Consider the following 23,612-nt stretch of genomic DNA (forward strand, 5'->3'; position numbering starts at 1 on the left):
CGCGATGCGTCACATCGCGTAGAACTTCTCGCAGAATCCGGCGCTCGCGCCGAGCCTTCGCGACAGATCGGCGGCGGCGCTCAGTTGCGGCTCGATCAGCTCGCCGGTTTCATGTGCCGCGATCAGGCGCGACGCGGGCCCGGAAAGCGTGAGCGCGGCCATGAACTTGTCGCCGGCGCCGAAGACGGGCGTCGCGAAGGCGGCCGTATGCTGATCGCGTGCGCCGGACGTGAAGAGCGGCATCGCCGGCGGCGCGTCGTAGATCGGTTCGTTCAATCCCCAGTAGCGGATCACATGGCTGATGGCCGTGTCGTCCAGCGGAAACGACGTGCCCGCGAGCCGCGTTTCCCGCAAACCCTCGGACGGCTCCGCCCTGAAGAGACACAGCCGTTGCCCGTTATCGAGCACGTAGTACGATGCGCTTTCCTTCGTCGATGCGGCCAGTGCATGCAGCGCCGGCTCGACCACCGACGACAGATGAAAAGACTGCTCGAAAAGCTTGCCCAGATAGAGCACGCGATGCCCGAGCGAGTAGTTGCCCGCCTGCGAGCGCACGACGTAACCCATGCGCTCGAGCGAGTTCATCAGCCGGTACACGGTCGTCTTGTGCATGCCGGATGCCTGAGCCAGCGCCGCCAATGACTGCGATTCCGCACCCGGCTTGAAGCAGTCCAGCAGCGAAAGCGCCTTCTCGACCGCTGCCACGCCATCGTTCCCCATTCCCGTCTCCCGGTTTTCGATTACCACGCATTGTACACAGTAAAACGACGTTGCACCTGATAAAAGGGTTAACGCTACTGGCTTCGCACGGCGTCGCTGTTTTATAGTAATTTCACTCCGTACACCATAGTTGTACATAGTACAACGAGACCTTTGAGGTGAAATTCATGAGCACGACGTCCACAGGCAATTCCCCCATCAATCGCACTATCGAGCGCGTCTCGCCGGAACTCGTCGAGGCGGCGGCCAGGTATCAGGCGGCCATCCTCGCCGATGTCGCTGGCCGTCGCGGCACGGTGCACGGCCGCGTGAAGCCGCTGTCGCCGACGATGAAAGTCGCCGGTCCGGCCGTGACGGTCGAAGTGCGCCCCGGCGACAACCTCGCGCTCCACGCCGCGCTGGCCATCGCGAAGCCGGGCGACGTGATCGTCGTCGACGGCAAGGGCGATGTCACCTGCGCGCTGCTCGGCGAAATCATGGCGGCGCAGGCGAAGGCGAGCGGCATCGCCGGCATCATCATCGACGCGGCGGTGCGCGATTCGCACGAGCTCGCGCAGGGCGACTATCCGATCTTCTCGGCGGGCCTGAATCCGTGCGGCCCGACCAAGAGCGTCGCGGGTCTCGTGAACGCGCCGATCTCCATCGGCGGCACGGCGGTGAATCCGGGCGATCTCGTCGTCGGCGATGCCGATGGCGTAGTCGTCATTCCGCGCAAGGATGTCGCGCGCATCGTCGATCTCGCGCAGAAGAAGCTCGACATGGAAACCGCGCGCATCGCCGCCATCCACAAGGGCGACGTGCGTCCCGGCTGGGTCGAGAAAGAACTGCGCGCCGCCGGCATGCTGGCCGAAGGCGAGGCACTGTGATGCAGACGACTTCGCACAAGCCCGTCGTTCTCGTGACGGCAGCCGATCTCGCGCCGCAAGCGCTCGACATGCTCGGCCAGTTCGAGGTCGTCTATGCAGGCAAGCAGCCGACCGAAGACGATGTCGTCGCGCTCTGCGCGCAGCACAAGCCGGTCGCGATCATCGTGCGCTACGGCAAGGTGAACGCGCGCATCATGGACGCCGCCGAAAACCTGCAAGTGATTTCGAAGCACGGCAGCGGCATCGACGTGATCGATCAGGCGGCCGCAGCCGAGCGCGGCATCGCGGTGCGCGCGGCTGTCGGCGCGAACGCGGCGGCGGTGTCGGAGCATACGTGGGCGCTGATTCTCGCGTGCGCCAAAGCCGTCCCCCAACTCGACGCGCGCATGCGCGAAGGCCACTGGGACAAGTCGACGCACAAGTCGGTCGAGCTTGCGGGGCGCACGCTCGGGCTCGTCGGGCTGGGCGCGATCGGCCGGCGGGTCGCATTGGCCGGGCTCGCGTTCGGCATGAACGTCGTCGCGTTCGACCCGTATGCGAAGGAAGCGCCCGAAGGCGTGACGCTCGTCGCGCTGGACGCGTTGTACGCGGAATCGGACATCGTCTCGCTGCATTGCCCGCTCACGGACGGAAACCGCAAGATGCTCGACCGCGATGCCTTCGCGCGCTTCAGGCAAGGCGCGATTCTCGTCAACACGGCGCGCGGCGGTCTTATCGACGAAACCGCGCTCGCCGAGGCGCTCGCCTCGGGCCAGTTGCGTTCGGCCGGTCTCGACAGCTTCGACATCGAGCCGATGACCACGCCTCATCCGTTCCAGCACATCCCCAACGTGATCCTTTCGCCGCATATAGGCGGCGTGAGCGATGCCGCCTACGTGAACATGGGCAAGGGCGCGGTGGCCAACATCCTCGCGGTGCTCGCGGAACACGCCCGCGACGCGGCCTGACGTTCGATAGCAAAGGTTGATCATGTTCTATCTCACATCGCCCGTGGTGCGCGAAGCCGAAGTATTCACGCGCATGCCGGACACCTTCCGCAAGCCCGACGCGCAGACCGACTGGGCGCGCGCCAATCGCGGCGGCATGGCGACGGACTCGTTTCTCGAAGGCCCCGTCTGGGACCCGGACGGTCATCTCTTCGTGACCGACATTCCGCATGGCCGCATCTTCCGGATCACGCCCGCGGGCGAGTGGGATCTCGTCGCGCAGTACGACGGCGAGCCGAACGGCATGAAGCGTTTCGACGATGACCATCTGCTCATCACCGACTATCGCAACGGCCTGATGCTGCTGGATATCGCGCGCGGCGACGTGCGGCCTTATCTCGAACGCCGCAACAGCGAGCGCTTCAGGGGCGTGAACGATCTCACGTTCGATACGCACGGCAATCTCTATTTCACCGATCAGGGGCAAACGGGCTTGCACGATCCGACGGGCCGCGTGTACCGGCTTTCCGTCGACGGCAAGCTCGACATGCTGCTCGGCAATTGCCCGAGCCCGAACGGACTCGTGTTGTCGCCGGACGAGAAGGTGCTGTTCGTCGGCATGACGCGCGGCAACTGCGTGTGGCGTGTCCCGCTTCAGGCCGATGGCTCGGTCAGCAAGGTCGGCCAGTTCTTCACGTCGTATGGACCGAGCGGTCCCGATGGACTCACCGTCGATAACGAAGGGCGGCTCTTCGTCGCGAATCCGGGACTGGGGCGCGCGTGGGTGCTGAATCACCGCGCGGAGCCCGTCGAGATTCTGACGAGCCCCGAAGGCGCGTCGCTCACCAACCTCTGCTTCGGCGGCGCGGACATGAAGACGCTTTTCATGACCGAGTCCGTGTCCGGAACGATCCTCAAAGCGCGAATGGGCGTTGCGGGACCGCTTCCGAGACGCGCCAGGAAATAGCACCGAAGTCCGGCCACACATCAAGACATCGCGCTCGAAGAAGCGCGGTGGAGGAGCAAGCATGAACATTTCGCACACTCTGGGCGCGGGCCGCGCCGCGCGCCGTGCGGGCAAGGAGCCCGACGCCGCCATCGCCAGCGAGGATTACGCGGCAAGCGAGCGCACGCTCGCGAAAGCTTTCCGGCGCATTCTGCCGTTCATCTTCGTCTGCTACGTCATCAGCTATCTCGACAGAACCAATGTCGGATTCGCGGCGCTGACCATGAACAAGGACCTCGGCCTCACCGCCGAGCAGTTCGGCTTCGGCGCGGGGCTGTTTTTCATCGGCTATTTTTTGTTCGAAATCCCGAGCAATCTGATCATGCAGAAGGTCGGTGCGCGCGTGTGGATCGCGCGCATCATGATCACGTGGGGCGTCTTTTCGATGGCCACGGCGTTCGTCGTCGGGCCGAAGAGCTTCGCGGCCGCGCGCTTTCTGCTCGGGATCGCCGAAGCCGGTTTCACGCCGGGCATCTACCTTTATTTCACGCACTGGTTTCCGGGCAAGTGGCGCGCGAAGGTGACGGCGGCGTTTCTCGTCGGCATTCCCGTCGCGAACATGATCGGCTCGCCGATTTCCGGCGCGCTGCTTCAGCTCGGCGGCCTGCATGGTCTCAAGAGCTGGCAATGGCTGCTGCTCATCGAAGGGCTGCCCGCCGTCGCGCTCGGCATCGCGTGTCTGTTCGTGCTCGCGGATCGCCCGGAAAAAGCGCGCTGGCTCACCGATGAAGAGAAGTCCGCGCTGGCGCGGCGTCTCGCGCTCGAACAGGGCGACATCGGCGCGAAGCACGGCAGCACGCTGCGCGACGCGATGACCAACTGGCGCGTGTTCGTGCTCGCGTTCATCAATTTCTGCGGGATCGTCGGCTCGCTCGGCGTCGGCTTGTGGATGCCGCAGATCATCCGGCAATTCGGCGTCGGGCACGCGATGGTCGGCTGGCTGACCGCCATTCCGTACGCGATCGGCGCCGTGGTCATGCTGTGGTGGGCGCGCGTCGCGAGCCGTTCGCAGAACCGGATTCCGTACGTGGCGGGCGCGCTCGTCGTCGCGGCGGTGGCGCTCTTCGTCAGCACGTTCGTCGACGTGCCGCTCTTCAAGCTGATCGCGCTGTGCTTCACCGTGAGCGGCATCCTCGCGTTTCAGGCGACGTACTGGGCCATTCCCTCGGGCTTCCTCACCGGACGCGCCGCCGCCGGCGGACTCGCGCTCATTGTCTCCGTGGGCAATCTCGGCGGCTTCGTCGGCCCGTCGATGATCGGCTTCCTCAAGCAGTACTCAGGCGGCTTCACCGTGCCGCTCATCGCCGTATCGGCGGTGCTGCTGCTGGGCGCGCTGACCATTGCGTGGCTCGGCGATCCGGGCGCCGATGCCGGCGAAGCGCCTTCCGCGAAGAAATCCTGATCGCGCAGTCATCACCCTCAGTCATCACCCGCAGTCATCATCCAAAGTCTGGAGACTCCATGTCGTACAAGAAAGCCGGCCAGCGAGCCAGTTCGAACCTGAGCATCGCGCTTGGAGCCGTCGCGGCAGCAAGCATCACCTTCGTCCCGGCAACCGCCGATGCGCAGAGCAGCGTGACGCTCTACGGCATCGCCGATATCGGCGTCGAGCACATCAACAACACCACCGCCGGCGGCGCGCAAACGCGCGAAGTGTCGGGCAATCTCTCCGGCTCGCGCTGGGGCATGAAGGGTGTCGAGGACCTCGGCGGCGGCCTGAAGGCGATCTTCGTCCTCGAAAGCGGATTCAACCTGAACGACGGCACCTCCGCGCAATCCACGCGTGGCCTCGGCGCGAACGCGACCACGACCACGCGGCTCTTTGGCCGTCAGGCGTGGGTCGGCCTGTCGTTCAAGGACCAGCAGTTGACCTTCGGCCGGCAGAACTCGCTGCTGTACGAACAGGCCGTCGTGTTCGATCCGATGGGCGCGTCGTCCCGATACTCTTCGTTGTCGGTCGACTACGCGATGGCCGGGCGCATCGACAACTCGGCGAAGTACACCGGCAGGTTCGGTCCGCTGACCGCGCAGGCGATGTACAGCACGCGCTACGACACGGGCTACGGCAGCGAGGTGCCGGGCGCGCAGCTCACCGGCCGCTTCTTCAGCGGCGCGCTGACCTACGCGACCGGGCCGTTCGCCGCGAGCGTGTCCTACGAGCAGCGCAACAGCAATACCGTCGCGACGAATACCGATACCGAGCGCCGCGCGACCGCCGCCGCGACGTATGTATTCGGGCCCGTGAAGGGCTTCGCGGGCTATCGCTATCTGCGCGCGTCGAACGCATTCCTGCCGGCAAGCCCCATCAACGTTGCCAACGGCTCGGAAGCGAACGCCGCGAACATGTACTGGGCGGGCGCGCAGTACACCGTGACGCCGTCTTTCAATCTGACCGCCACGGCTTATTACCAGGACGTCCACTCGACGAGCGCGGACCCGTGGCTCGCCGTGCTCTGCGCGGACTACCTGCTGTCCAAGCGCACCGACGTCTACGCGACCGCCGCCTTCGCGCGCAACACGAGCGGTTCCGCGCTGGGCGTGAACGGCTACGGCACGGTCGCGCCGGGCTACAACCAGACCGGCGTGGTCGTCGGCATGCGGCAGAAGTTCTGAGGGCGATGGCATGACGACCGCAGCTCAGCCACCCGGTCTTGCCGGCCGCCTGTTTCCGGCGCTCGCGGAGGCGTCGCTGCGGCGCTATCTGGGCGGGCAGGTCGCGTCCGTGCTGGGAAGCTGGACCCAGAACGTGACGCTGAATCTGCTCGTGTATCACCTGTCGGGCTCCGCCGCGATTCTCGCGCTGCTCAACTTCCTGCTGTACGGGCCGCAGATCATCGTCGCGCCCGTCGCGGGTTCGCGGATCCGCTCGGCCAATGCGAAGCGCGTGACGCTGTGCGTGCTGATGGTGTCGCTGGTTCTGACGGCGAGCCTCTTTGCGCTGTCGGCGCTCGGCGTGCTGGGCGTGAAGCTGATCCTCGCGCATGCGCTCGCCATCGGCATATCGAGCGCGGTGGAGACGCCCGCGAGGCAGGTGTTGCTGCTGACCAGCCTGCGCGACGCGAGTCACACGTCCAACGCCGTCGCGATGAACACGATGGTCTACAACGTGGGCCGAATGGTGGGCCCGACGATTGCCGGGTTCGTGTATCCGGCGTTCGGGCCTGAAGCATCGTTCGCGATCTATGCGCTCGCGCTCTGCTTCATGGCGACCTGCGTGCGTTCGATCAAACCGCAAGCGGCGGCGCGGCCGTCGCGCGCGGACAGCAGCCTGCGCGATGCGGTCGGCTACGTGATGTCCGATGCCTTTTCGGCGCGCTATCTGCCGATTCTCGCGTGCATCGGGCTCTTCGCCGGCAGCTATCAGACGCTCGTGCCCTTGCTGGCGGACCGCGGCTTTCACGACGCGGCGCGCTTCACCGGCGTGTTCTTCGCGTGCGCCGGCGCGGGGTCACTGAGCGCCGCGGTGCTGCTGTCGTCGGCGTGGGGGCCGCGGGCGTCGAGTCGATGCATCGCGTGGGCGCCGTGGAGCGCCGTCGCCGCGCTGCTCGCCCTGGCGATGACCACGGCGGCATCGGCATCGATCCCCGCGTTTTTTGCGCTCGGCTTCAGCCTCACGTTCGCCGCGACATCGACGAACGCAACCATTCAGCGGCAGTGCCCGGAGCACGTGCGCGGCGGGCTCGTCGGCATGTACGGCATGGCCTACAACGGCACGATGCCGTTCGGCTATCTGCTCGTCGGCACGGTCTCGGAAGCGCTCGGCGTGCGTCACACCTTCGCGGCCATGGCGATCGTGCTGGCCACGGGCGTCATGTCGATTACCGCATTGCAACGATTCAGGGAACAGCGCTCAGGCGCACAATAGACTGGGAGACATAAATGCAAGCTACTGGTGTCATGGAGAAATCCGCAATCGAGCGCCGCACCATACGAAAGGTCGTATGGCGGCTCATCCCTTTTCTGATGGTCTGCTATCTGCTCGCGTTCATCGACCGGGGCAACGTGGGCATGGCCTCGCTGCAGATGAATCACGATCTGGGCATGTCGGCGCGAGTCTTCGGCTTCGGCAGCAGCCTCTTCTTCGTCTCGTACTTCCTTTGCGAAGTGCCGAGCAATCTCGCGATGCAGAAGTACGGCGCGCGTATCTGGATCGCGCGCATCATGATCACGTGGGGCATCGTATCGGCGGCGACGGCGCTCGTGCAGAACGCGACGACCTTCTATGTGCTGCGCTTTCTGCTCGGTGCGGCCGAAGCCGGATTCTTTCCGGGCGTGCTGCTGTATCTCTCGTACTGGATTCCGGCGTCGTATCGCGCGCGCATCGTCGCGACGTTCATGGTGGCGATTCCCGCCGCGAGCTTCATCGGCTCGCCGATCTCGGCGCTGCTCCTGCAAATGGACGGCGTCGGCGGCCTGCGCGGCTGGCACTGGCTGTTCCTGCTCGAAGGCATTCCGACGGTGCTGCTCGGCGTCGCCTGTCTGTTCGTGCTGACCAACAAGCCGGAAAACGCCAACTGGCTCGACGAAGACGAACGCAAATGGCTCATCAACGCGCTCGCGACGGAGCACAAGGCGCCGAAGAAAGTCGCGCAGATGCCGCTGACTCAACTGTTCCGCAACCGCTATGTGCTGTGCCTCGGGCTGGTTTGCACGTGCGCGTCGGCGGCGGGCAGCACGCTGGGCGTCTGGCAGCCGCAGTTGCTGAAGTCGTTCGGCCTCACGGTGATGCAGACCGGCCTGCTGAACGCGATTCCATATGCGGTGGCATCGGTGCTGATGGTGTATTGGGGACGCCGTTCCGACCGTGTCGGCGAGCGCCGCTGGCATACCGTGATTCCGATGCTGCTGATTGGTCTGGGACTGCTCGCGACCTCGTTGAGCGGCGCGTTGGTGCCGACCGTCGCGATGCTCTGCGCGGTGCTCGTCGGCGCGTACTCGTTCAAGGGCCCGTTCTGGGCGCTCGCAACGGGCATGCTGTCGAACAGCGCGGTCGCGGCGGGTCTCGCCACGGTGAATGCGATCGCGAACCTGCTCGGCGGCGGCCTGATGGTCAACGTCTACGGCTGGGTCAAGGAAGCGACGGGCAGCTATGCGCTCGCGTTGATGCCGCTCGCGATTCTCACGCTCGTCAGCGTGACGACCTTGCTGCTGTTGACGCGCAATGGATCCGCCCAGCAGTTGACCAGCAAGACGGAGACCGTCTGAGCATGACGACGAACCGACGCGCGTTCCTGCGCTACGCGGGAGCGTTGACGGCCGCATGCGCGCTGCCCGCGACGACATTCGCCGATGAAACTTGGTCGAGCGGCACGCAGCCGCCTTCGTTCAGATTGCCCGATGGCGCCATCGACTGCCATATGCATATCTACGACGACCGGTTTCCTATCACGGCGGGCGCGACGCTGCGTCCGCCGAACGCGACCGTCGCGCAATACCGTGCCTTGCAGAAGCGGCTCGGTGTGAGCCGAAACGTGGTCGTCACGCCATCGACTTACGGCACGGACAACCGCTGCACGCTGGACGCGCTGAAGCGCTTCGGCGATGACGCGCGCGGCGTGGCCGTCGTCGATGCATCGGTCACCGACGACGAGCTTCGCGCGCTGGATCGCGGCGGCATACGGGCGATCCGCTTCAACCTGAGTTTTCCGGGCGCGGCGACGGCGGAGATGATCATGCCTCTGGCGGCGCGCATCGCGAATCTCGGATGGCATATCGAGCTCGTCATCCCGGGCGCGAAGCTTCCCGCGCTCGAAAGTCGGCTGGCGGCGCTGCCGTGTCCGCTCGTCATCGACCATATTGCGCATGTGCCGCAGCCGGAAGGCACGTCGTCCGAGGCGTTCCGCGCGGCGCGCCGGCTCGTCGAGAAGGGCAACACGTGGATCACGTTGTCGGGCCCTTATGTCGATACGAAAACGGCCGCGCCGGCGTACGCGGACGTCGCGCCGGTCGCGAAGGCGTTCATCGACATGGCGCCGGAGCGGATGCTGTGGGGCACGGACTGGCCGCATCCGAGCGAGAAGGGTGCGAAGCCCGACGACGCGAATCTGGTCGATGTGATCGCCGGATGGATCGGGCGCGCCGACTGGCAACGGATGATCTTCGTGTCGAATCCGGCGAAGCTGTATGGGTTCGCCTAGCGCGGGCGCAATTCGATGAAGTGGGTTGAATATCGCACGCTGTCCGCCGCGTTGCGCTTCAATGTCGCGCATTAATATGCTTTCTGTCTCTCTTGCTCTTTCTTCTCCGGGAAGTGAGCGATTTTCGCGTCGTGCGGATTCCAATCCGCACGACGTTTTCTTTTGCGGCCGGGGTTTGCGCGCGCCGGGCTACACTAGCCGCACACTTTCCGCGCTCCCGACGCCATGCCATCCCGCAATAACGACAGCGCAGGCGCCTTGCAAGATCCCGCCCTGCTGCGCCGCCTCCTGCGCGCCAAGGACCGCATGGACGCGTCTTCGCACGAAGACTGGCCGGTCACGCGCCTCGCCGCCGTCAGCGGCGTCTCCGAAGCGCATTTCGCGCGCTCGTTCAAGCGCGCCTTCGGCATTCCGCCGCATCGCTATCTGCTCACGCGGCGCATCGAGCAGGCCGTCACGCTGTTGCGCGACACCGATCTCGCCATCACGGACATCGCTTTTGTCACGGGCTGGGAAAGCCTCGGCACCTTCGGCCGCATCTTCCGCGACATCACTGGCCGCAGCCCCGGCGCGATGCGCATCGAATCCCGCGCCGATGTCCCCGCGCTCGGGCGCGTGCCCGCCTGCGTCCTGAAGGCGGCGCAGCGCCCCGATCTCACGATCGCAGTTTTGGAGAAGCGGCGGCGCGTCGCGAAAGGTACAGTGCGGCCATCTTCAACGAAGGAGGTCACATGAATCAGGGCATCAGCGTGGTGGGCGTGTATGTCGACGATCAGGACGAAGCGCTCGCGTTTTACGCCGGCAAGCTCGGCTTTCGCGTCCATACGGATGTGCGCAACGGCGCCTACCGATGGCTCACCGTGCAGCATCCGGATCAGCCGTCGTTTCAGCTCGGCCTGTTCACGCCGGGGCCGCCCGTTCACGACGATGCCACCGCGCACACCCTGCGCGCGATGGTCGCGAAGGGCGCGATGCCGCCGCTCGTGCTGTCCGTCGCGGACTGCCGCGCCACGTATGAGCGCCTGAAAGCGGGCGGCGTGGAGTTCACGCAGGAGCCGGTCGAGCGCTTCGGCAGTGTCGACGCGGGATTCCGCGATCCCGCCGGCAACGGCTGGAAGATGATTCAGGCGCCGCGCAACGAAGCCTGAACGCACGCCGGATCGGGACACGATCCGTCCGCATCGGTCCGCAAGATACGGTCTGTTCGCAGAGCGCTTACAACATGACCGTATCGTCCTCGTTCGAATCGCCGCCGCGCGACTCCGTTTCCGCGCATGACCCGCCTCGCGACACACGATCGCTCGTGCTGGCGTGGATCAGGCGCGCCCGCGAATCGCAGATCCGCCATTACTCGATGGCCGACCGCCTCACGCGCTACGGCAGGCGGCTCGGCCTTGCCGTTATCGGCATCACGGCGGCGACGGGCACGTCGGCGTTTCTGTCGCTCGTCGCGACGGGCGTGTCGCCGGGCGTGCGCATCGCTATCGGCTTGACGAGTCTGAGCGCCGCCGTGCTCGCCTCGTTGCAGACGTTCCTGCGCTACAGCGAGCGCGCCGAGCTGCATCGCCGCGCGGGCGCGCAGTACGGCGCGGTGCGGCGGCGCCTCGAAGCGATTCACGCGGCCGATCCCCGAGCGCCCGACCCGCGCGCGATAGACGCCGTGCGCGGCGAGCTCGATCACATCGCGCAGACCGCGCCGCATCTGCCGCGCCGGCTGGCAGGCAGCGCGCCGGTCAGCGGTTCTCGCTGATGCATCCGATCGCGTCGCGCATCGCGCCGAAGCGTCGGCGGTATTGCGCCGGCGTGAGGCTCACCTTGCGTCTGAACAGGCGGCTGAAGAAACCGGCGTCTTCATAGCCGACCTCATTGGCGATGGCCTCGATCGGCTGATGGTCGGTTTCGAGCATCTGCTTGGCTTCCTCCAGCCGCAGCGTATGCACGTAAGCGAGCGGTGACATGCCCGTCGCCAGCTGGAAGCGCCGGTTGAACGAGCGCTCGGGCAGGCCGCTCATCTGCATCATCGCGCTGACGGGCGAGGGCTGCGCATAGTGGTCCGCAATCCACGACTGGCAGCGCGCGATGACCGCATCTTCCGCCTGCCGCGTGCGCGCGAGCCGCGCGAACGGCTGCTGGCCGACGTCGTGCCAGTCGACGAGATTGATGCGCGCCGTCTGCATCGCGGTTTCGATGCCCGCGAGCCGCGCGATCAGATACAGCGCGAGATCGAGCCACGAGGTGCCGCCGCCCGCCATGATGAGCCGCTCGCCGTCGCCCGACGCGACGAGCGCCCGATGCGAGCGCACCTTGATCGACGGATAGCGCCGCGCCATGAAATCGCAGTACGCCCAGTGCGTGGTGGCGTCGAGGCCGTCGAGCAGGCCCGCTTCGGCGAGCAGGATCGCGCCGGAGCAGGCCGTCGCGAGAATCTTGCCTTGCGCGTGACAGCGCTTGAGGCACGCGATTTCTTCGTCGAAGCGGCCCGCGAGCGGCTCGCCGGGCGGCACGAGCAGCTCGGGCACACAGATGACGTCGGCCTCGTCGCAGGCATCGAGCGTCGCGTCCGCCGTGATGCGCACGTTGTTGCCCGCGACGAACGCGCCGCCGTGACGCGACACCACGACAGGCGCGATCGGCGCGAGCCCCGGCGTGCCTTCGACGATGAGGCCCCAGTCGCGTCCCGCCGACATGAACATGTCGTACATGCCATACACCACCGACGCCGATGTCTCGGGCAGCGCGAGGATGCAGATGCGCACGGGTGATGGGTCGTTCATGGCCGTTTTGTCCGGTAAGTTGCCGAAATGGCTTTGGCGTCATGCGCGGGCCGGCCGTATCGTGGGTCCGTCGCAATGTTATTTAAGTGTAAGGAAGGCGTTCGCGCCAGCGCGCATCGCAGCAACGGGCGCGCGGGCGAGCGTGTTGTAGCTCCTCCTTTCATTGGACATTGCCGGCGCACTTCCTGACGTGACCTCGTTGACGGAGCAAGACCATGAGCCAGTACCGCACGCACCTTCCGCAGCTCGACGACGCGCTTTTCATGACCGACGGCGGCATCGAGACGACGCTGATCTTCCACGAAGGCATCGAGCTGCCTTGCTTCGCCGCGTTCGATCTCCTGAAGGACGTTGCCGGCACGGCGCGCCTGGAGGCGTATTTCCGGCGCTATGCGGGCCTCGCGAGAAGCGAGGGCATCGGTCTCGTGCTCGAAGCGCCGACCTGGCGCGCGAATGCGGACTGGGGCCGCAAGCTCGGCTATTCGGCCGAAGCGCTCGCAGAGGCCAACCGGCGCGCGATCGATCTGCTCGTGCGGGTGCGCGACGAGTTCGAGGCGCCGGATACGCCCATCGTCATCAGCGGATGTCTGGGTCCGCGCGGCGATGGCTACCGGATCGATTCACGCATGACCCGCGACGAAGCGCGCGCGTATCACCAGCCGCAGATAGACACGCTCGCGGCGACGCAGGCCGACATGATCGCGGCGTTCACGATCACGTATCCGGAAGAGGGCATCGGCGTGATCGATGCCGCGCGCTCGCGCGCCATGCCCGTCGCGATTTCGTTCACGCTGGAGACCGATGGACGCCTGCCTTCGGGCGATGCGTTGCGCGATGTCATCGAGCGCGCCGATGCCGAGACGGATGCGTATGCCGCGTACTACATGATCAATTGCGCGCATCCGTCGCATTTCGAAACCGTGCTGGGCGATGGCGGTGCATGGCGGGACCGCGTGCATGGCATCCGCGCGAACGCTTCACGGCTGAGTCACGCCGAACTCGACGAAGCCGCCAATCTCGACGACGGCAATCCCGAGGAACTCGGCGCGCAATATCGCGCGTTGAACGTGTTGCTGCCGCGCTTGAACGTGGTGGGCGGATGCTGCGGCACGGATCATCGCCATGTGGGCGCGATCTGCAGCGCGATGAAGGGCGCGAGAGGGCAGTATGCGAATGCGTGAAGCGACGCGGCGTCGGGCGGCCGGAAGCGGCGCCGCGTCGAGTCGTCGCCGATGACTCCGACGCGCTCCGTCATTGCTCGCGCGCCCGAAGCCTGATCAGCAAGAACGCGGCGCGCGATCCCTCAGTAGCCCTGACTCCCCCGCCCGGATTCAGCGAGGCCATCAGCTGTGCGATGGCCTCGTCGACCGGCGCCAGCTTTCCCATCATGCCGCCCGCTCGTGTTCAGAACCCGATCGCCTGGTTGCCCATGTCCTCGATCGCGTGCGTTGGGCTTCAGGAAACCGGAGCGGCTGGATCTCGCCTTGACGCCCGAACCCGGTCAGCGGCGGATGCCCGCGGAAAGCGCGGATATCCGAGAGCATCGCGGCGTCGGTGGTAATCCGCGGATTTGGCCGTCGACACAGAAATTCAGCTTACAGATAGGAGTGAAGGGGAGGCATTGCCAGAGCGTTCTGTGCGATGCGTCACGCTGTAGTAGAGCGATGAACGGCTCTTGCAGACATCGACAAAATTGCTTCATTCACCTGATGATTCAGCGCGATTCGATGCGTTTGTCCGCTCTTTCGAAACACTGTCCCGTGTGCTACGGTGATTCGTATGCATGCTTGCGGGGCGATCGCTGCTTGTCGATCGGCCTTCCGAAATGATTCGGACGGAGTGTGACAATGGACCAGCGAAGCGGCTCCCTGTCGCTTTATTCCGTGATCTGCCCCAGATGCGAGACGCTTTCCTCCGTGGAGGAGAGTTCGTGTCCCAACTGCGGCGCCGACCGCCATGGCGCGGTGCTGACGAGCGGCGCGACAACGGCGGTGCGGGCGGTCGAAGCGTCGCGCGGCGCGAGGCGCCATCTGCTCGAACTGACCGATGTGAACCGCGTGGAATGCTTCCCGAACCGTGTCGGGTACGAAGCGCGCTTGCCCGCGCCCGCGGTCGGCCGCGTGTCCGTACTCGAATCGTCGCGCGTGCCGAATTCCATGCTGGCCACCGTCACAATGGCCGGGATAGTGATTGGCGCATGTCTTCTCGTGCGCGCCTACTTCGAACATCAGCCGTCCACGCCACGCGCCGGAGTGGTTCCGGTTGCGGTCGCGGGGACGGTCCGTCAACTCGCTCCAAAGATCGATGTCGCGGACAGAGTCGTGGAAGCACGATCTCCCGATGCGCCGGCTCCTCCGGCTCCTCCGGTTCAGCCTGCTTCGCCGTTGATTCCGGTGGCCGCGTCGAGCAAGGACAGCGCGCATCAGCCGCTTGTTTCCCAACGCCCGATCGAAACGAAGCCTCCGGCGGCCCGCGCGGTGCGCCCGCAAAAGGCCGCGGCCAAACCCGCCGCCGCGTGCCCGCAAAAATCGGATCGTGCGTGCGCCGGGGCGACGCAGCGCCAACCATCGAAAGCGGAACAGAAGCGCGTCGAGCCGAAGCGCGCAGAGCCGAAGCAACGGCAAGCGAGCAAGGCGCCCGCTCATCCCGAAGTCGTGCGAGCGAAATCCGGAACGAAGGATTTTCAGAAAGTGGCGGCCATTCCCGCGCCCGTCAAACCCGCCATGACAGCCGACGGCAGCTGGAAACCCAGCAAGAAGAACAACTAGCGCGCACTGAAGAGAGGAAAGCTCGATGAGGATGCGCTTCGCGCGACACGCGAAGCGCGCTGCGGCGGTTACTCGGCGGCTTGCCAGTGCTCGTCGACGGTCTTGTCGGTGATGCGCACCTTCGCCAGCATGGGCGAATAGCCGCGCAGTTTGATCTCGTCGACGGCAAGCCGCTCCGAGCGATAGACCTGCTGCGTGATTCTCGTGCCGTCGTGGAATTCGAGGGCATAGCCGTCGATCGGCCCCCACTGGCCCTTCGGCATCGGTTCGATATAGACATTCTGCATCGCGTTTCTCCAGCGTGATTGGAAAGCACTGGGCGGTTCGCCGTGGCGAACTTGCACCTCTTGTATAAGAGGTTATCGAAGAAACGGTGACGGGCAGCATTGGTGCGTGGCGTTGCGCACCAAATAAAAACATAAACGAATCAATATGTTAATGGCGCGCTTTCATGATGAGAAAGCCCATTGTCCGATGTGCAACCCGCGTCGTGCTGCCATGCAGCGCGAATTTTCGAGAAACGGACCTCAATTCCGTATCGTGAAATGCTCGTGCCGGGTCGCGGCGATGGCTCACAGCCCGAGGCAGACCGCCCCCGCCGCGACGACCACGCACGCCAGCCAGCGTTTCGCGCTGACCGGCTCCTGCAGAAACACGTGCCCGATGAGCGCCGCGAATACGACGCTCGTCTCGCGCAATGCGGAAACCGCGCCCATCGCGCCGGCTTGCATCGCCCAGATGACAATGCCGTACGCGGCGATCGACACGAGTCCGCCCGCGAGCGACGAGCCCACGGCCATCGGCGTGTCCTTCATCGGGGTCCAGAGCGCGGGCAGGCCGCGCATCGCGACGAAGATCACCGGCATGAGCCAGTAGAACATGAACATCCACGCCGTATAGGTGAGCGCTTCGCCGTTGGAGAGGCGCACGCCGATGCCGTCGATCACGGTATAGATCGCGATGGTGACGCCCGTGGTCAATGCGGCGAGCGCGCCCGCGCGCGACACGCGGCCGCCTTGCAGCGCGAGCGCCATGATGCCGCCCGATATCAGCGCGATCCCGAGCGCGTGCAACGGGCCGATCGCCTCGTGCGCGAAGATCGCCGCGCCGAGCGTGACGAGCATTGGCGACGAGCCGCGCGCGATCGGATAAGCCTGGGCGAGATCGCCGCGACGATACGAGCGCACGAGGCTCACGTTATAGACGATGTGCACGAGTCCCGATGCGACGATATACGGCCACGCGGCTCGCGCGGGCAACGGAAGGTACAGCACGACGAACGCGGAGACGACCCCGATGGCGATGCTCATCCAGGTCATCGAGAGAAAGCGGTCGCGGTTGCCGTGAAGCATCGCGTTCCAGCTCGCGTGAAGCACGGCTGCAAAAAGGACGACACCCCCGGTATAGCTGAACATGGGCTTTGTTTCGCTTATGTGACAGATACTTCGTAGAATATCTATCTTGTAGGCGGGCAACAAACCATTAAAATTGCGCAGTGGCGTTAGAAAATCTCTTTCGAATGAGATCGCCATTGCCATCGCTCAACGCGCTGCGCGCTTTCGAAGCCGCGGGGCGCCTCGGCAGCTTCAAGGAAGCCGCGGCGGAACTGCACGTGACGCACGGCGCGATCAGTCAGCAGGTGCGGCTGCTCGAGGCGTGGCTCGGTGCGCCGCTGTTCGAGCGCCACAACCGGCGCGTGGTGCTGACACCGGCGGCGCGCGTCTATCTCGCGGAAATCGGTCCGCTCTTCGATCAGCTTTCGCAGGCCACCGCGCGCTATGGCTTGTCCGAGGCCGTGTCGCGCACGCTCACCGTGAATTCGCTCGCGACGTTCACGTTGCGCTGGCTCGTGCCGAGACTGGAGAAGTTTCGCGCGCTTCATCCGGATGTCGAGGTGAGGATAGAGACATCGAACGAGCCGGTGGAAAGGCTGAAAGACACGTACGACATTGTGATCCGGGGCGGCCCCGACACGTTCTACGGCTACGCGATGCGGCCTTTTCTGTCCGAGGCGCGCTTGCCGGTATGCAGTCCCGCGCTGCTGCGGCGCGTGCCCTTGCAAACGCCCGAAGACATGCGGCGGCACACGCTGCTGCATACGTCGAGCCTGCCGCGCGTCTGGCCGGACTGGCTCGCGCAGGCGAACATCCCTGCGCTCATGCCCGCGGCGGTGCTGACCTTCGATCACTTCTATCTGACCTTGCAGGCGGCGGTCGACGGGATGGGCATCGCGATGGGTCCGACCGCGCTCGTCGCCGACGATCTCGCCGCAGGCAGGCTCGTCGCGCCGTTCGCGGGGCCGCGTCTGCCGTCGCGGAGCTACTGCACCTACGTCGCCGATGAAAAAGCCGGAGACGATCTGATCGTGCTGTTTCGCTCGTGGCTGGAGCAGGAAGGCAGGGCGTTCGCGAGCGAGCATGAGGTGTGATGCGCTTTGAGTGCGCGCACGCGCCCGTCACCAGAAGTAAGTCGCCTTGACGCCGAACGTGCGCGGCGCGGCGAACGCGTAGCGATACGAGTTATCGAAGGTGTATTCCTCGGCAGCCGTGAAAACGCGCGCATTGGTCACGTTGCGCACATACGCCATCGACTCGATGTTCTTTTGGCTCGGTATCCAGGTCGCCGAGAGATCGGCTGTCAGATACGGCTTTTGATAATCGTCGCCGTAGTTGTAGATGGTGAAGTGCTGGCCGCTCTGGAACTTCGCATTCATCCTGCCGATAATGCGCCCGGCCGCTATCGTCCACGCATGTTCGAGACCGAGACCGATCGTCATCGCGGGGCTTTGCGGCGGCGCGTTGCCGGCGAGCTGCACGTTCTCGCCGCTGCCATCATCGACGATGAAATCGGTGAATCGCGCATGCAGCCATGCAATCGAGAAAGTCACGAGGCCGATGGGATCGACGAGCGCGCGGATATCGGCATCCGCGCCATAGATGCGCCTGCGCCCGGCGTTGACGATCTTGGTCCCGACGCGGCCATCCGCGAACGGCACGAGTTGCGCGATCTGCTGGCCCGAATAGTCGTAATCGAACACGCGACACGCGAGGGCGATGAACGGCTTCGAAATACGAGAAAGACATGACAATCGCAGACTGATGCAGCACAACACCTGCGATTGCTACGGAGGCTCGCGGACACTGCGGGCCGGTGCCGCTCTCCATGGGGATATGGACTTAAGTGGAAATTTTTCTGCGTGGTTACGCCGGAAAGCGGCGAACTATAACTTTTGTCGCGCCGCTTCGTGGTAGGGCGCTCAGGCGCCGTTCAGCGTTTCTTCTTCGCTTCCTCGAGACACGCCGCCAGCCTTTCAAAATAATCCAACGCCTTGCGCGTCGGCACGACGGTCTTGATGCGCAGATCGTCACTGCTTTCTTCGACGGACACGAGACCGCGCTTTCTCAGGTTCGTCAGCTTGCGATGCACGGTCGCAGGCGCACCCGCGACGGACAGCCCCATGGTCTCCGTGACCGTCAGCGTATGTCCCGCATGCCATGACGCCGTGAGCGCTTCGAGCAAGCGTTCCTCGGCGGCATCGAGCTTGGGCACCGAAGGCAATGCCTGCACCGCCTGAGCGAGATTCAGGAAGCGGAAATAGGCATCGAAAACGGCTTTTTTGGCCATGAAGAAATCATAGGAAGAGAACGAATCGATCATAGCATCTGCGAAAAAATGGAACATGAGGAAAAGCTAGGTATTTATCACGCTGATAAGTAAGTGCTAACATGGCGTATCGAATAAGGGCGATCGGAAGCAGAGCGCAATGCTCTCCCGCCTGAGCGAATTTCGGGGACATGGGCGTGACTCAAGAACGCGACTTCACCTACATCACGGCGCATTTCATCGAGCAGGAAATCGGGCATCTCGCAAGAATGATCCGCTCGCGGCATTGGCATCGCAGCGCGGCGTGGCCGGTGTCGTATTGGCGCGAGCGCATCGAGGAACTGCTGCACGCGCCCGCTATCGCGCCGGATCAGTGCGCGGAGTTGCGCTCCCTGCTCGGTGAGCTGGAGCGAATTGCGCAACAACTCACATCTTCACCGAAGCGCGGCGAAATGCCAAAAGGCGAAGGGCGGAGCATAGGTGCGGCATAAGCGCGGCATAAGCGCGGCATAAGCGTGGCATAAGCGTGGCATAAGCGTGGCATAAGCGCGCGCGGCGCTGCGGTAAGATGAGCGCTCCGCCGCCGCTCAACTGGCTCGCCGCCAATGTCTTCCTTTCAGCTCCGCCTGTGCTCCGTCGTCGGCACGGCGCTTTTCTTTATCGCATCGCTTTGGGTCAATCAGGAAATCTTTACTCATTCGGAGTTCGTGCGCGGCGTGAACTGGGTCTATCTCCCGGCGGGCATTCGGCTTTTCAGCACGCTTTTGCTCGGCGCGGACGGCGCAATCGGGCTGCTGCTCGCAAGCTGGATCGTCGATTTCTTTTATTTCTTTCCCAACGATCCGCTCAGGTCATTCGTGGGCGGGATCATCGCGACCGCCGCGCCCTATGCCGTTTATCGCCTGGCGCGTGAAATCTATGGGCTCAACGCGTCACTTTCGAATCTGACTGCGACGCGGCTGATGCTGCTCACGGTCGCCTACGCGCTCGCCGGCTCGCTCCTGCATAACATCTGGTTCTATCTTCAGGGCGATGCGCAAAACATCGCGTCGCGATTCTTCGCGATGTTCGTCGGCGATCTATCCGGCACGATGATCGTCATCTACACGCTCAAGGTCGCACTGCATTTTTTGCCGATGCCGCGCCGAACGGATGCGGACAACGGCCGGGAACCGTAATTGCGCCCCCGATCGTCTTCGGGGGCGCATTGTTTTCTCTCAGGTTCCGCTTTGTCATGCCCGCTGCGTCTCGAACTCTATCACTTGCTTATCATGATGATAAGTTGATTCGCGATCGTGCCGCATTCCTGTCTCATCCGAACAACTTCATCATCAGCGTGGCGAACACGACCATGCCCGCGCCGCCGATGCGCGTCGAGATCTGCGCGAAGGGCATGAGTCCCATGCGGTTCGATGACGAGAGAATGGCGACATCGCCCGTGCCGCCGAGTCCGCTATGGCACGCGGTGATGATCGCGGCCTCGACGGGGTACATCTTCAGCCATGCACCGACGAAAAAGCCCGACACGACCATTGCCGCGACCGTCGATGCGCAGATCACGAAGTACGCGGGCGAGAATGCGCCGACGAGCTTGTCCCACGACACGAAGAGCGTGCCCAGTCCGACGAGAATCGCGAAGGTGAGATTCGTCGACATGAACTTGTAGATCTGATACGCGCCGATTTCCATGCGTTCCGGAATGGCGCGCGCGACCTTCAGGACGGCTGCCGCGACGATCATCAGCACAGGGCCCGGAATGCCCGTGACCGGCGCGAGCAGCATGCCGAGAATGAAGAGCGTGCAGCCGAGCAGCAGGCCGAAGCCCATCAGGCGCAGATCGAGCGCCGCTTCCGCTTTTTGCTCTTTCAGGAGCGCCTGATCGTCGCCGCTCTTCACGAGCATGCCGTCGCCGCTATAGGCGCGATGCTTTTCGCCGAAGCGCTTGAGCAGACCGCTCGCGAGAATCGCGACGACATTGCCGATGAGCGCCGCGGGCACCATCATCGCGATGAGATGACCTTGCGCCGCGCCGGTGATCTCCGCATAGCCGATCGACAAGGGCAGAATGCCTTCGCCGATACCGCCGCCGAGAATCGGCATCACGATATAGAAGAACGTGTGCTTCGGGTCATAGCCGAACACGAGGCCGGCGGCCACGCCCGCCGCGATCGCCGTCAACGTGCCGACCAGCAAGGGCACGAACATCTTCAGAAAGCCTTGAATCAGGATCTTGCGATTCATCCCGAGGATGCTGCCCGCGACGAGACACGCGATATAGAGGTATTGCAGGTTCGCGGTTTTCATCGTCGTGGTGATAGCCTTGAGCGCGGCGTCGTCCATCAGCTTGTAGCCGAGCAGCGCGGAAGGCACGAAGAGGCACAGGATCGCGGGCCCGCCGATATGCCGGAACACCGGAATGCGCCTGCCGATTTCGCCGAGCAAAAGACCCGAAAGCATCAGCACGGCGAAACCGCCGATCATGTCGTTCGGGAGTTTGCCGGTGATCGCGGCGAGTATCGTCACGAGCGCGAGCGCCGCGAACATCGCGAGCGGCATGCCGCCGACGGTCAGCATCGAGAAACGGGCGCGCAGGCCGAGCGGCGCTGCGCCCGTGCGTAGCGAAGGGCTTTCCATGAGGTGTCTCCTGATTTGAGGATGATGCGGCGCTGGACGCTCGTGCGTCTCTTGTTCGGGCCTTGCTGCGTTACGCCGCCTGAGTCTTGCGTTGCTTCGGAAGGTCGATGTTCATCCACGGATGCGCGGCCTCGTGCCTCGCTTCGAAGGCGCGGATCGCGTCGCTGTCCGCGAGCGTCATGCCGATCATGTCGAGGCCTTCGATGAACATGCGCTTCTGCCGCGGCGGCAGATCGAACGCGTAATGCAGGCCGTCGCTCGTCGTCACGCGTTGATTCGCGACGTCGATGCTCAGTCGATTCGTCTTCGCATCGCTCACATGCGCGCTCAGCTTCGCGACGGCGGTCTCATCGAGCGTAATGAGCAATAGCCGGTTGTTCTGCGCGTTGAAATAAAAGATTTCGCCGAAGCTCGGCGCGATGACCGCATCGATGCCCGCCTGCTGCAAGCCCCACACGGCATGCTCGCGGCTCGATCCGCAGCCGAAGTTCGCGCCCGCCACGAGAATGCGCGCGCCTTCGTATTCGGGCCTGTTCAGCACGAAATCTTCACGCGCGTTGCCCGATGCGTCGAAACGCAAGTCATGCAGCACGCCGCGCGCGAGACCGGACTTGTCGATGCCGAACAGAAACTGCTTCGGCATGATCTGGTCGGTATCGAGATTGTTCAGCGGCAGCGGCGCGGCGATGCCCGCCAGTGTTGCGTGCTCAGACATGCTGGAACTCCTTGCGTACATCGACGATACGGCCCGCGATCGCGGCGGCGGCGGCCATCGCCGGGCTCATCAGGTGAGTGCGGGCGCCGCGTCCCTGGCGTCCTTCGAAATTGCGGTTGGTCGTGGAGGCGCAGCGCTGGCCGGCTTGCAGGATGTCGTCGTTCATCGCGAGGCACATCGAGCAGCCGGGCTGACGCCATTCGAAGCCCGCGTCGATCAACGCCTTCGCGATGCCCTCGCGTTCCGCCTGCTCGCGCACCATGCCGGAGCCGGGCACGACCATCGCGCGCACGGAAGGCGCGACCTTGCGGCCGCGCACGACATCGGCGACGGCGCGCAAGTCTTCGATGCGCGCATTCGTGCACGAGCCAATGAACACATGATCGATCGCGAGGCCGTCGAGCGCCTGGTCCGCATCGAGGCCCATGTACTTGAGCGCCTTCGACGCGTTGTGCTGTGCGACGGGTTCATCGGCGAGGCGGGGAATGCGCGCATCGATTGCAATTGCCTGATCGGGGCTCGTGCCCCACGTGACAAAAGGCGCGACCTCGCTCGCGTCGAAGCGATGCGTGATGTCGAAGCTCGCATCGTCATCGGACTTGAGCTGCTCCCATTGCGCGACGAAGGCATCGGCTTCGATGCGCTCGGCGACATAGCGAATCGTCGTCGCGTCGGGCGCTATCAACGCGCCGCGCGCGCCCGCTTCCACCGTCATGTTGCACAGGGTCATGCGTGCTTCGGCGGAAAGTGCGTCAATGGCGCTGCCCGCATATTCGACGACAAAACCGCGCGCCCCTTGCGCGCCGATCTTCGCGATGATGTAGAGCACGAGATCCTTGGCGGTCGTGCCATCGGGCAGGGCGCCCTCCACGACGATGCGCATGTCCTTCGCGACGCGATACACGAGCGTCTGCGTCGCGAGCACGTGCTCCACCTCGGACGTGCCGATGCCGAAGCCCAGTGCGCCGAGCGCGCCATACGTGGTCGTGTGGCTGTCGCCGCACAGCACGACCATACCGGGGCGAATCAGCCCGATTTCCGGCGCGACCACATGCTCGATGCCCTGCGCGCGATCGCGCACGTCGAATAGATGAATGCCGTGCTTCGCGCAGTTGCGCGTGAAGTTCGCGGCCTGTTGCGCGGCGGCGTCGATCATGATCGTTCGCTTGTCGACCGCGACGGGATGGGTCGGAATCACGTGATCGACCACGCCCATCTGCTTCTCCGGGCAGCGCACCGGCAGGTTCTTTTCGGCGAGGCCTGCGAACGCCTGCGGGCTCGTGTACTCGTTCATGATGTGCAGGTCGGCGTAAAGCGCGACGTGCTCGTCATCGACGCGAAAAGCCGTGTGGCTGTCCACGATCTTTCGATAAAGCGTCTGTCCCATGTTGTCTCCGTTCATGCCTTCAGTAAGTCGAAGCCAGTGTAATTCGATAACATGGACCGTAAAATGCAGACTGCTT

Annotated in this window: 26 protein-coding genes; 16 read left to right on the forward strand and 10 right to left on the reverse strand. The window is 64.4% G+C overall.

Translation table 11 applies throughout. The features are described from left to right. Positions 1-9: 9 nt before the first annotated feature. Complete coding sequence (locus tag AC1Z32_RS36250) at positions 10-720, reverse strand: IclR family transcriptional regulator (RefSeq protein WP_483483683.1); 711 nt, start codon at positions 718-720, stop codon at positions 10-12. A gap of 167 nt (positions 721-887) precedes the next feature. Between AC1Z32_RS36250 and AC1Z32_RS36255 the strand changes: the two genes are divergently transcribed. From AC1Z32_RS36255 to AC1Z32_RS36305, 11 genes are all read left to right on the forward strand, one after another. Continuing rightward, positions 888-1,586 (forward strand): RraA family protein, encoded by a 699-nt coding sequence (locus AC1Z32_RS36255; RefSeq protein WP_483483684.1) that lies wholly within the window; start codon positions 888-890, stop codon positions 1,584-1,586. Next, a complete protein-coding gene (locus tag AC1Z32_RS36260; RefSeq protein WP_483483685.1) occupies positions 1,586-2,533 on the forward strand; it encodes a hydroxyacid dehydrogenase in 948 nt (315 codons plus the stop codon). The genes AC1Z32_RS36255 and AC1Z32_RS36260 overlap by 1 nt, the downstream gene beginning before the upstream one ends. Before the next feature lie 22 nt (positions 2,534-2,555). Next, positions 2,556-3,479: an SMP-30/gluconolactonase/LRE family protein gene (locus tag AC1Z32_RS36265; protein WP_483483686.1), complete on the forward strand. Its 924-nt coding sequence runs from the start codon at positions 2,556-2,558 to the stop codon at positions 3,477-3,479. A 61-nt stretch (positions 3,480-3,540) separates the two neighbouring features. Beyond that, positions 3,541-4,920: an MFS transporter gene (locus AC1Z32_RS36270; RefSeq protein WP_483483687.1), complete on the forward strand. Its 1,380-nt coding sequence runs from the start codon at positions 3,541-3,543 to the stop codon at positions 4,918-4,920. Positions 4,921-4,979: 59 nt separating this feature from the next. After that, entirely contained in the window at positions 4,980-6,131 is a 1,152-nt protein-coding gene (locus AC1Z32_RS36275; RefSeq protein ID WP_483483688.1) for a porin, read from the forward strand. Positions 6,132-6,141: 10 nt separating this feature from the next. After that, positions 6,142-7,383 (forward strand): MFS transporter, encoded by a 1,242-nt coding sequence (locus AC1Z32_RS36280; protein ID WP_483483689.1) that lies wholly within the window; start codon positions 6,142-6,144, stop codon positions 7,381-7,383. A 14-nt stretch (positions 7,384-7,397) separates the two neighbouring features. Beyond that, the gene (locus AC1Z32_RS36285) at positions 7,398-8,723 is read left to right on the forward strand and encodes an MFS transporter (RefSeq protein ID WP_483483690.1); all 1,326 of its coding nucleotides are present in this window, start codon (positions 7,398-7,400) and stop codon (positions 8,721-8,723) included. A gap of 2 nt (positions 8,724-8,725) precedes the next feature. After that, entirely contained in the window at positions 8,726-9,655 is a 930-nt protein-coding gene (locus tag AC1Z32_RS36290) for an amidohydrolase family protein (protein WP_483483691.1), read from the forward strand. Between the two features lie 225 nt (positions 9,656-9,880). Further along, the gene (locus tag AC1Z32_RS36295) at positions 9,881-10,390 is read left to right on the forward strand and encodes a helix-turn-helix domain-containing protein (RefSeq protein ID WP_483483692.1); all 510 of its coding nucleotides are present in this window, start codon (positions 9,881-9,883) and stop codon (positions 10,388-10,390) included. Continuing rightward, complete coding sequence (locus tag AC1Z32_RS36300) at positions 10,387-10,803, forward strand: VOC family protein (protein ID WP_483483693.1); 417 nt, start codon at positions 10,387-10,389, stop codon at positions 10,801-10,803. The genes AC1Z32_RS36295 and AC1Z32_RS36300 overlap by 4 nt, the downstream gene beginning before the upstream one ends. Positions 10,804-10,877: 74 nt before the next feature. Beyond that, positions 10,878-11,405, forward strand: coding sequence for an SLATT domain-containing protein (locus tag AC1Z32_RS36305; RefSeq protein ID WP_483483694.1), 528 nt, complete (start codon positions 10,878-10,880; stop codon positions 11,403-11,405). On the opposite strand, the gene AC1Z32_RS36310 is transcribed toward AC1Z32_RS36305, so the two are convergent. After that, entirely contained in the window at positions 11,389-12,429 is a 1,041-nt protein-coding gene (locus tag AC1Z32_RS36310; protein ID WP_483483695.1) for a GlxA family transcriptional regulator, read from the reverse strand. The two genes, AC1Z32_RS36305 and AC1Z32_RS36310, sit on opposite strands and share 17 nt — an antisense overlap. A gap of 215 nt (positions 12,430-12,644) precedes the next feature. Here AC1Z32_RS36310 and AC1Z32_RS36315 point away from each other — a divergent pair, with 215 nt between their 5' ends. Further along, positions 12,645-13,610: a homocysteine S-methyltransferase family protein gene (locus AC1Z32_RS36315; protein WP_483483696.1), complete on the forward strand. Its 966-nt coding sequence runs from the start codon at positions 12,645-12,647 to the stop codon at positions 13,608-13,610. 70 nt (positions 13,611-13,680) lie between these two features. On the opposite strand, the gene AC1Z32_RS36320 is transcribed toward AC1Z32_RS36315, so the two are convergent. Continuing rightward, positions 13,681-13,818, reverse strand: coding sequence for a hypothetical protein (locus tag AC1Z32_RS36320; RefSeq protein WP_483483697.1), 138 nt, complete (start codon positions 13,816-13,818; stop codon positions 13,681-13,683). Positions 13,819-14,276: 458 nt separating this feature from the next. Between AC1Z32_RS36320 and AC1Z32_RS36325 the strand changes: the two genes are divergently transcribed. Then, entirely contained in the window at positions 14,277-15,197 is a 921-nt protein-coding gene (locus AC1Z32_RS36325; protein WP_483483698.1) for a hypothetical protein, read from the forward strand. 68 nt (positions 15,198-15,265) lie between these two features. On the opposite strand, the gene AC1Z32_RS36330 is transcribed toward AC1Z32_RS36325, so the two are convergent. Together AC1Z32_RS36330 and AC1Z32_RS36335 are read right to left on the reverse strand one after the other, a co-directional pair. Then, positions 15,266-15,484 carry a hypothetical protein gene (locus AC1Z32_RS36330; RefSeq protein ID WP_483483699.1) on the reverse strand — a complete coding sequence of 73 codons (219 nt, stop codon included), beginning with the start codon at positions 15,482-15,484 and terminating at the stop codon, positions 15,266-15,268. A gap of 285 nt (positions 15,485-15,769) precedes the next feature. After that, positions 15,770-16,612, reverse strand: coding sequence for an EamA family transporter (locus tag AC1Z32_RS36335; RefSeq protein ID WP_483483700.1), 843 nt, complete (start codon positions 16,610-16,612; stop codon positions 15,770-15,772). 104 nt (positions 16,613-16,716) lie between these two features. Between AC1Z32_RS36335 and gcvA the strand changes: the two genes are divergently transcribed. Then, on the forward strand, positions 16,717-17,625 hold the full coding sequence (gene gcvA / locus AC1Z32_RS36340; protein WP_483483701.1) for a transcriptional regulator GcvA: 909 nt from the start codon (positions 16,717-16,719) through the stop codon (positions 17,623-17,625). 27 nt (positions 17,626-17,652) lie between these two features. On the opposite strand, the gene AC1Z32_RS36345 is transcribed toward gcvA, so the two are convergent. Both AC1Z32_RS36345 and AC1Z32_RS36350 read right to left on the reverse strand, forming a co-directional pair. Further along, entirely contained in the window at positions 17,653-18,234 is a 582-nt protein-coding gene (locus AC1Z32_RS36345; protein ID WP_483483702.1) for a TonB-dependent receptor domain-containing protein, read from the reverse strand. Between the two features lie 230 nt (positions 18,235-18,464). Continuing rightward, positions 18,465-18,821 carry a winged helix-turn-helix domain-containing protein gene (locus AC1Z32_RS36350; RefSeq protein ID WP_483483703.1) on the reverse strand — a complete coding sequence of 119 codons (357 nt, stop codon included), beginning with the start codon at positions 18,819-18,821 and terminating at the stop codon, positions 18,465-18,467. A 176-nt stretch (positions 18,822-18,997) separates the two neighbouring features. Between AC1Z32_RS36350 and AC1Z32_RS36355 the strand changes: the two genes are divergently transcribed. Both AC1Z32_RS36355 and AC1Z32_RS36360 read left to right on the forward strand, forming a co-directional pair. Continuing rightward, positions 18,998-19,291, forward strand: coding sequence for a hypothetical protein (locus tag AC1Z32_RS36355; RefSeq protein ID WP_483483704.1), 294 nt, complete (start codon positions 18,998-19,000; stop codon positions 19,289-19,291). Positions 19,292-19,405: 114 nt separating this feature from the next. After that, positions 19,406-19,978: a hypothetical protein gene (locus AC1Z32_RS36360; RefSeq protein WP_483483705.1), complete on the forward strand. Its 573-nt coding sequence runs from the start codon at positions 19,406-19,408 to the stop codon at positions 19,976-19,978. Positions 19,979-20,111: 133 nt separating this feature from the next. Here the strand turns inward: AC1Z32_RS36360 and AC1Z32_RS36365 are convergent, their stop codons facing one another. From AC1Z32_RS36365 to leuC, 3 genes are all read right to left on the reverse strand, one after another. Next, a complete protein-coding gene (locus AC1Z32_RS36365) occupies positions 20,112-21,434 on the reverse strand; it encodes a 2-hydroxycarboxylate transporter family protein (protein ID WP_483483706.1) in 1,323 nt (440 codons plus the stop codon). Between the two features lie 70 nt (positions 21,435-21,504). After that, entirely contained in the window at positions 21,505-22,149 is a 645-nt protein-coding gene (gene leuD, locus AC1Z32_RS36370) for a 3-isopropylmalate dehydratase small subunit (protein ID WP_483483707.1), read from the reverse strand. Further along, positions 22,142-23,536 (reverse strand): 3-isopropylmalate dehydratase large subunit, encoded by a 1,395-nt coding sequence (gene leuC / locus AC1Z32_RS36375; RefSeq protein ID WP_483483708.1) that lies wholly within the window; start codon positions 23,534-23,536, stop codon positions 22,142-22,144. Before leuC ends, leuD begins: the two co-directional genes overlap by 8 nt. Between the last annotated feature and the right edge of the window lie 76 nt (positions 23,537-23,612).

It is taken from the genome of Caballeronia sp. 11_S32 (assembly GCF_056930355.1).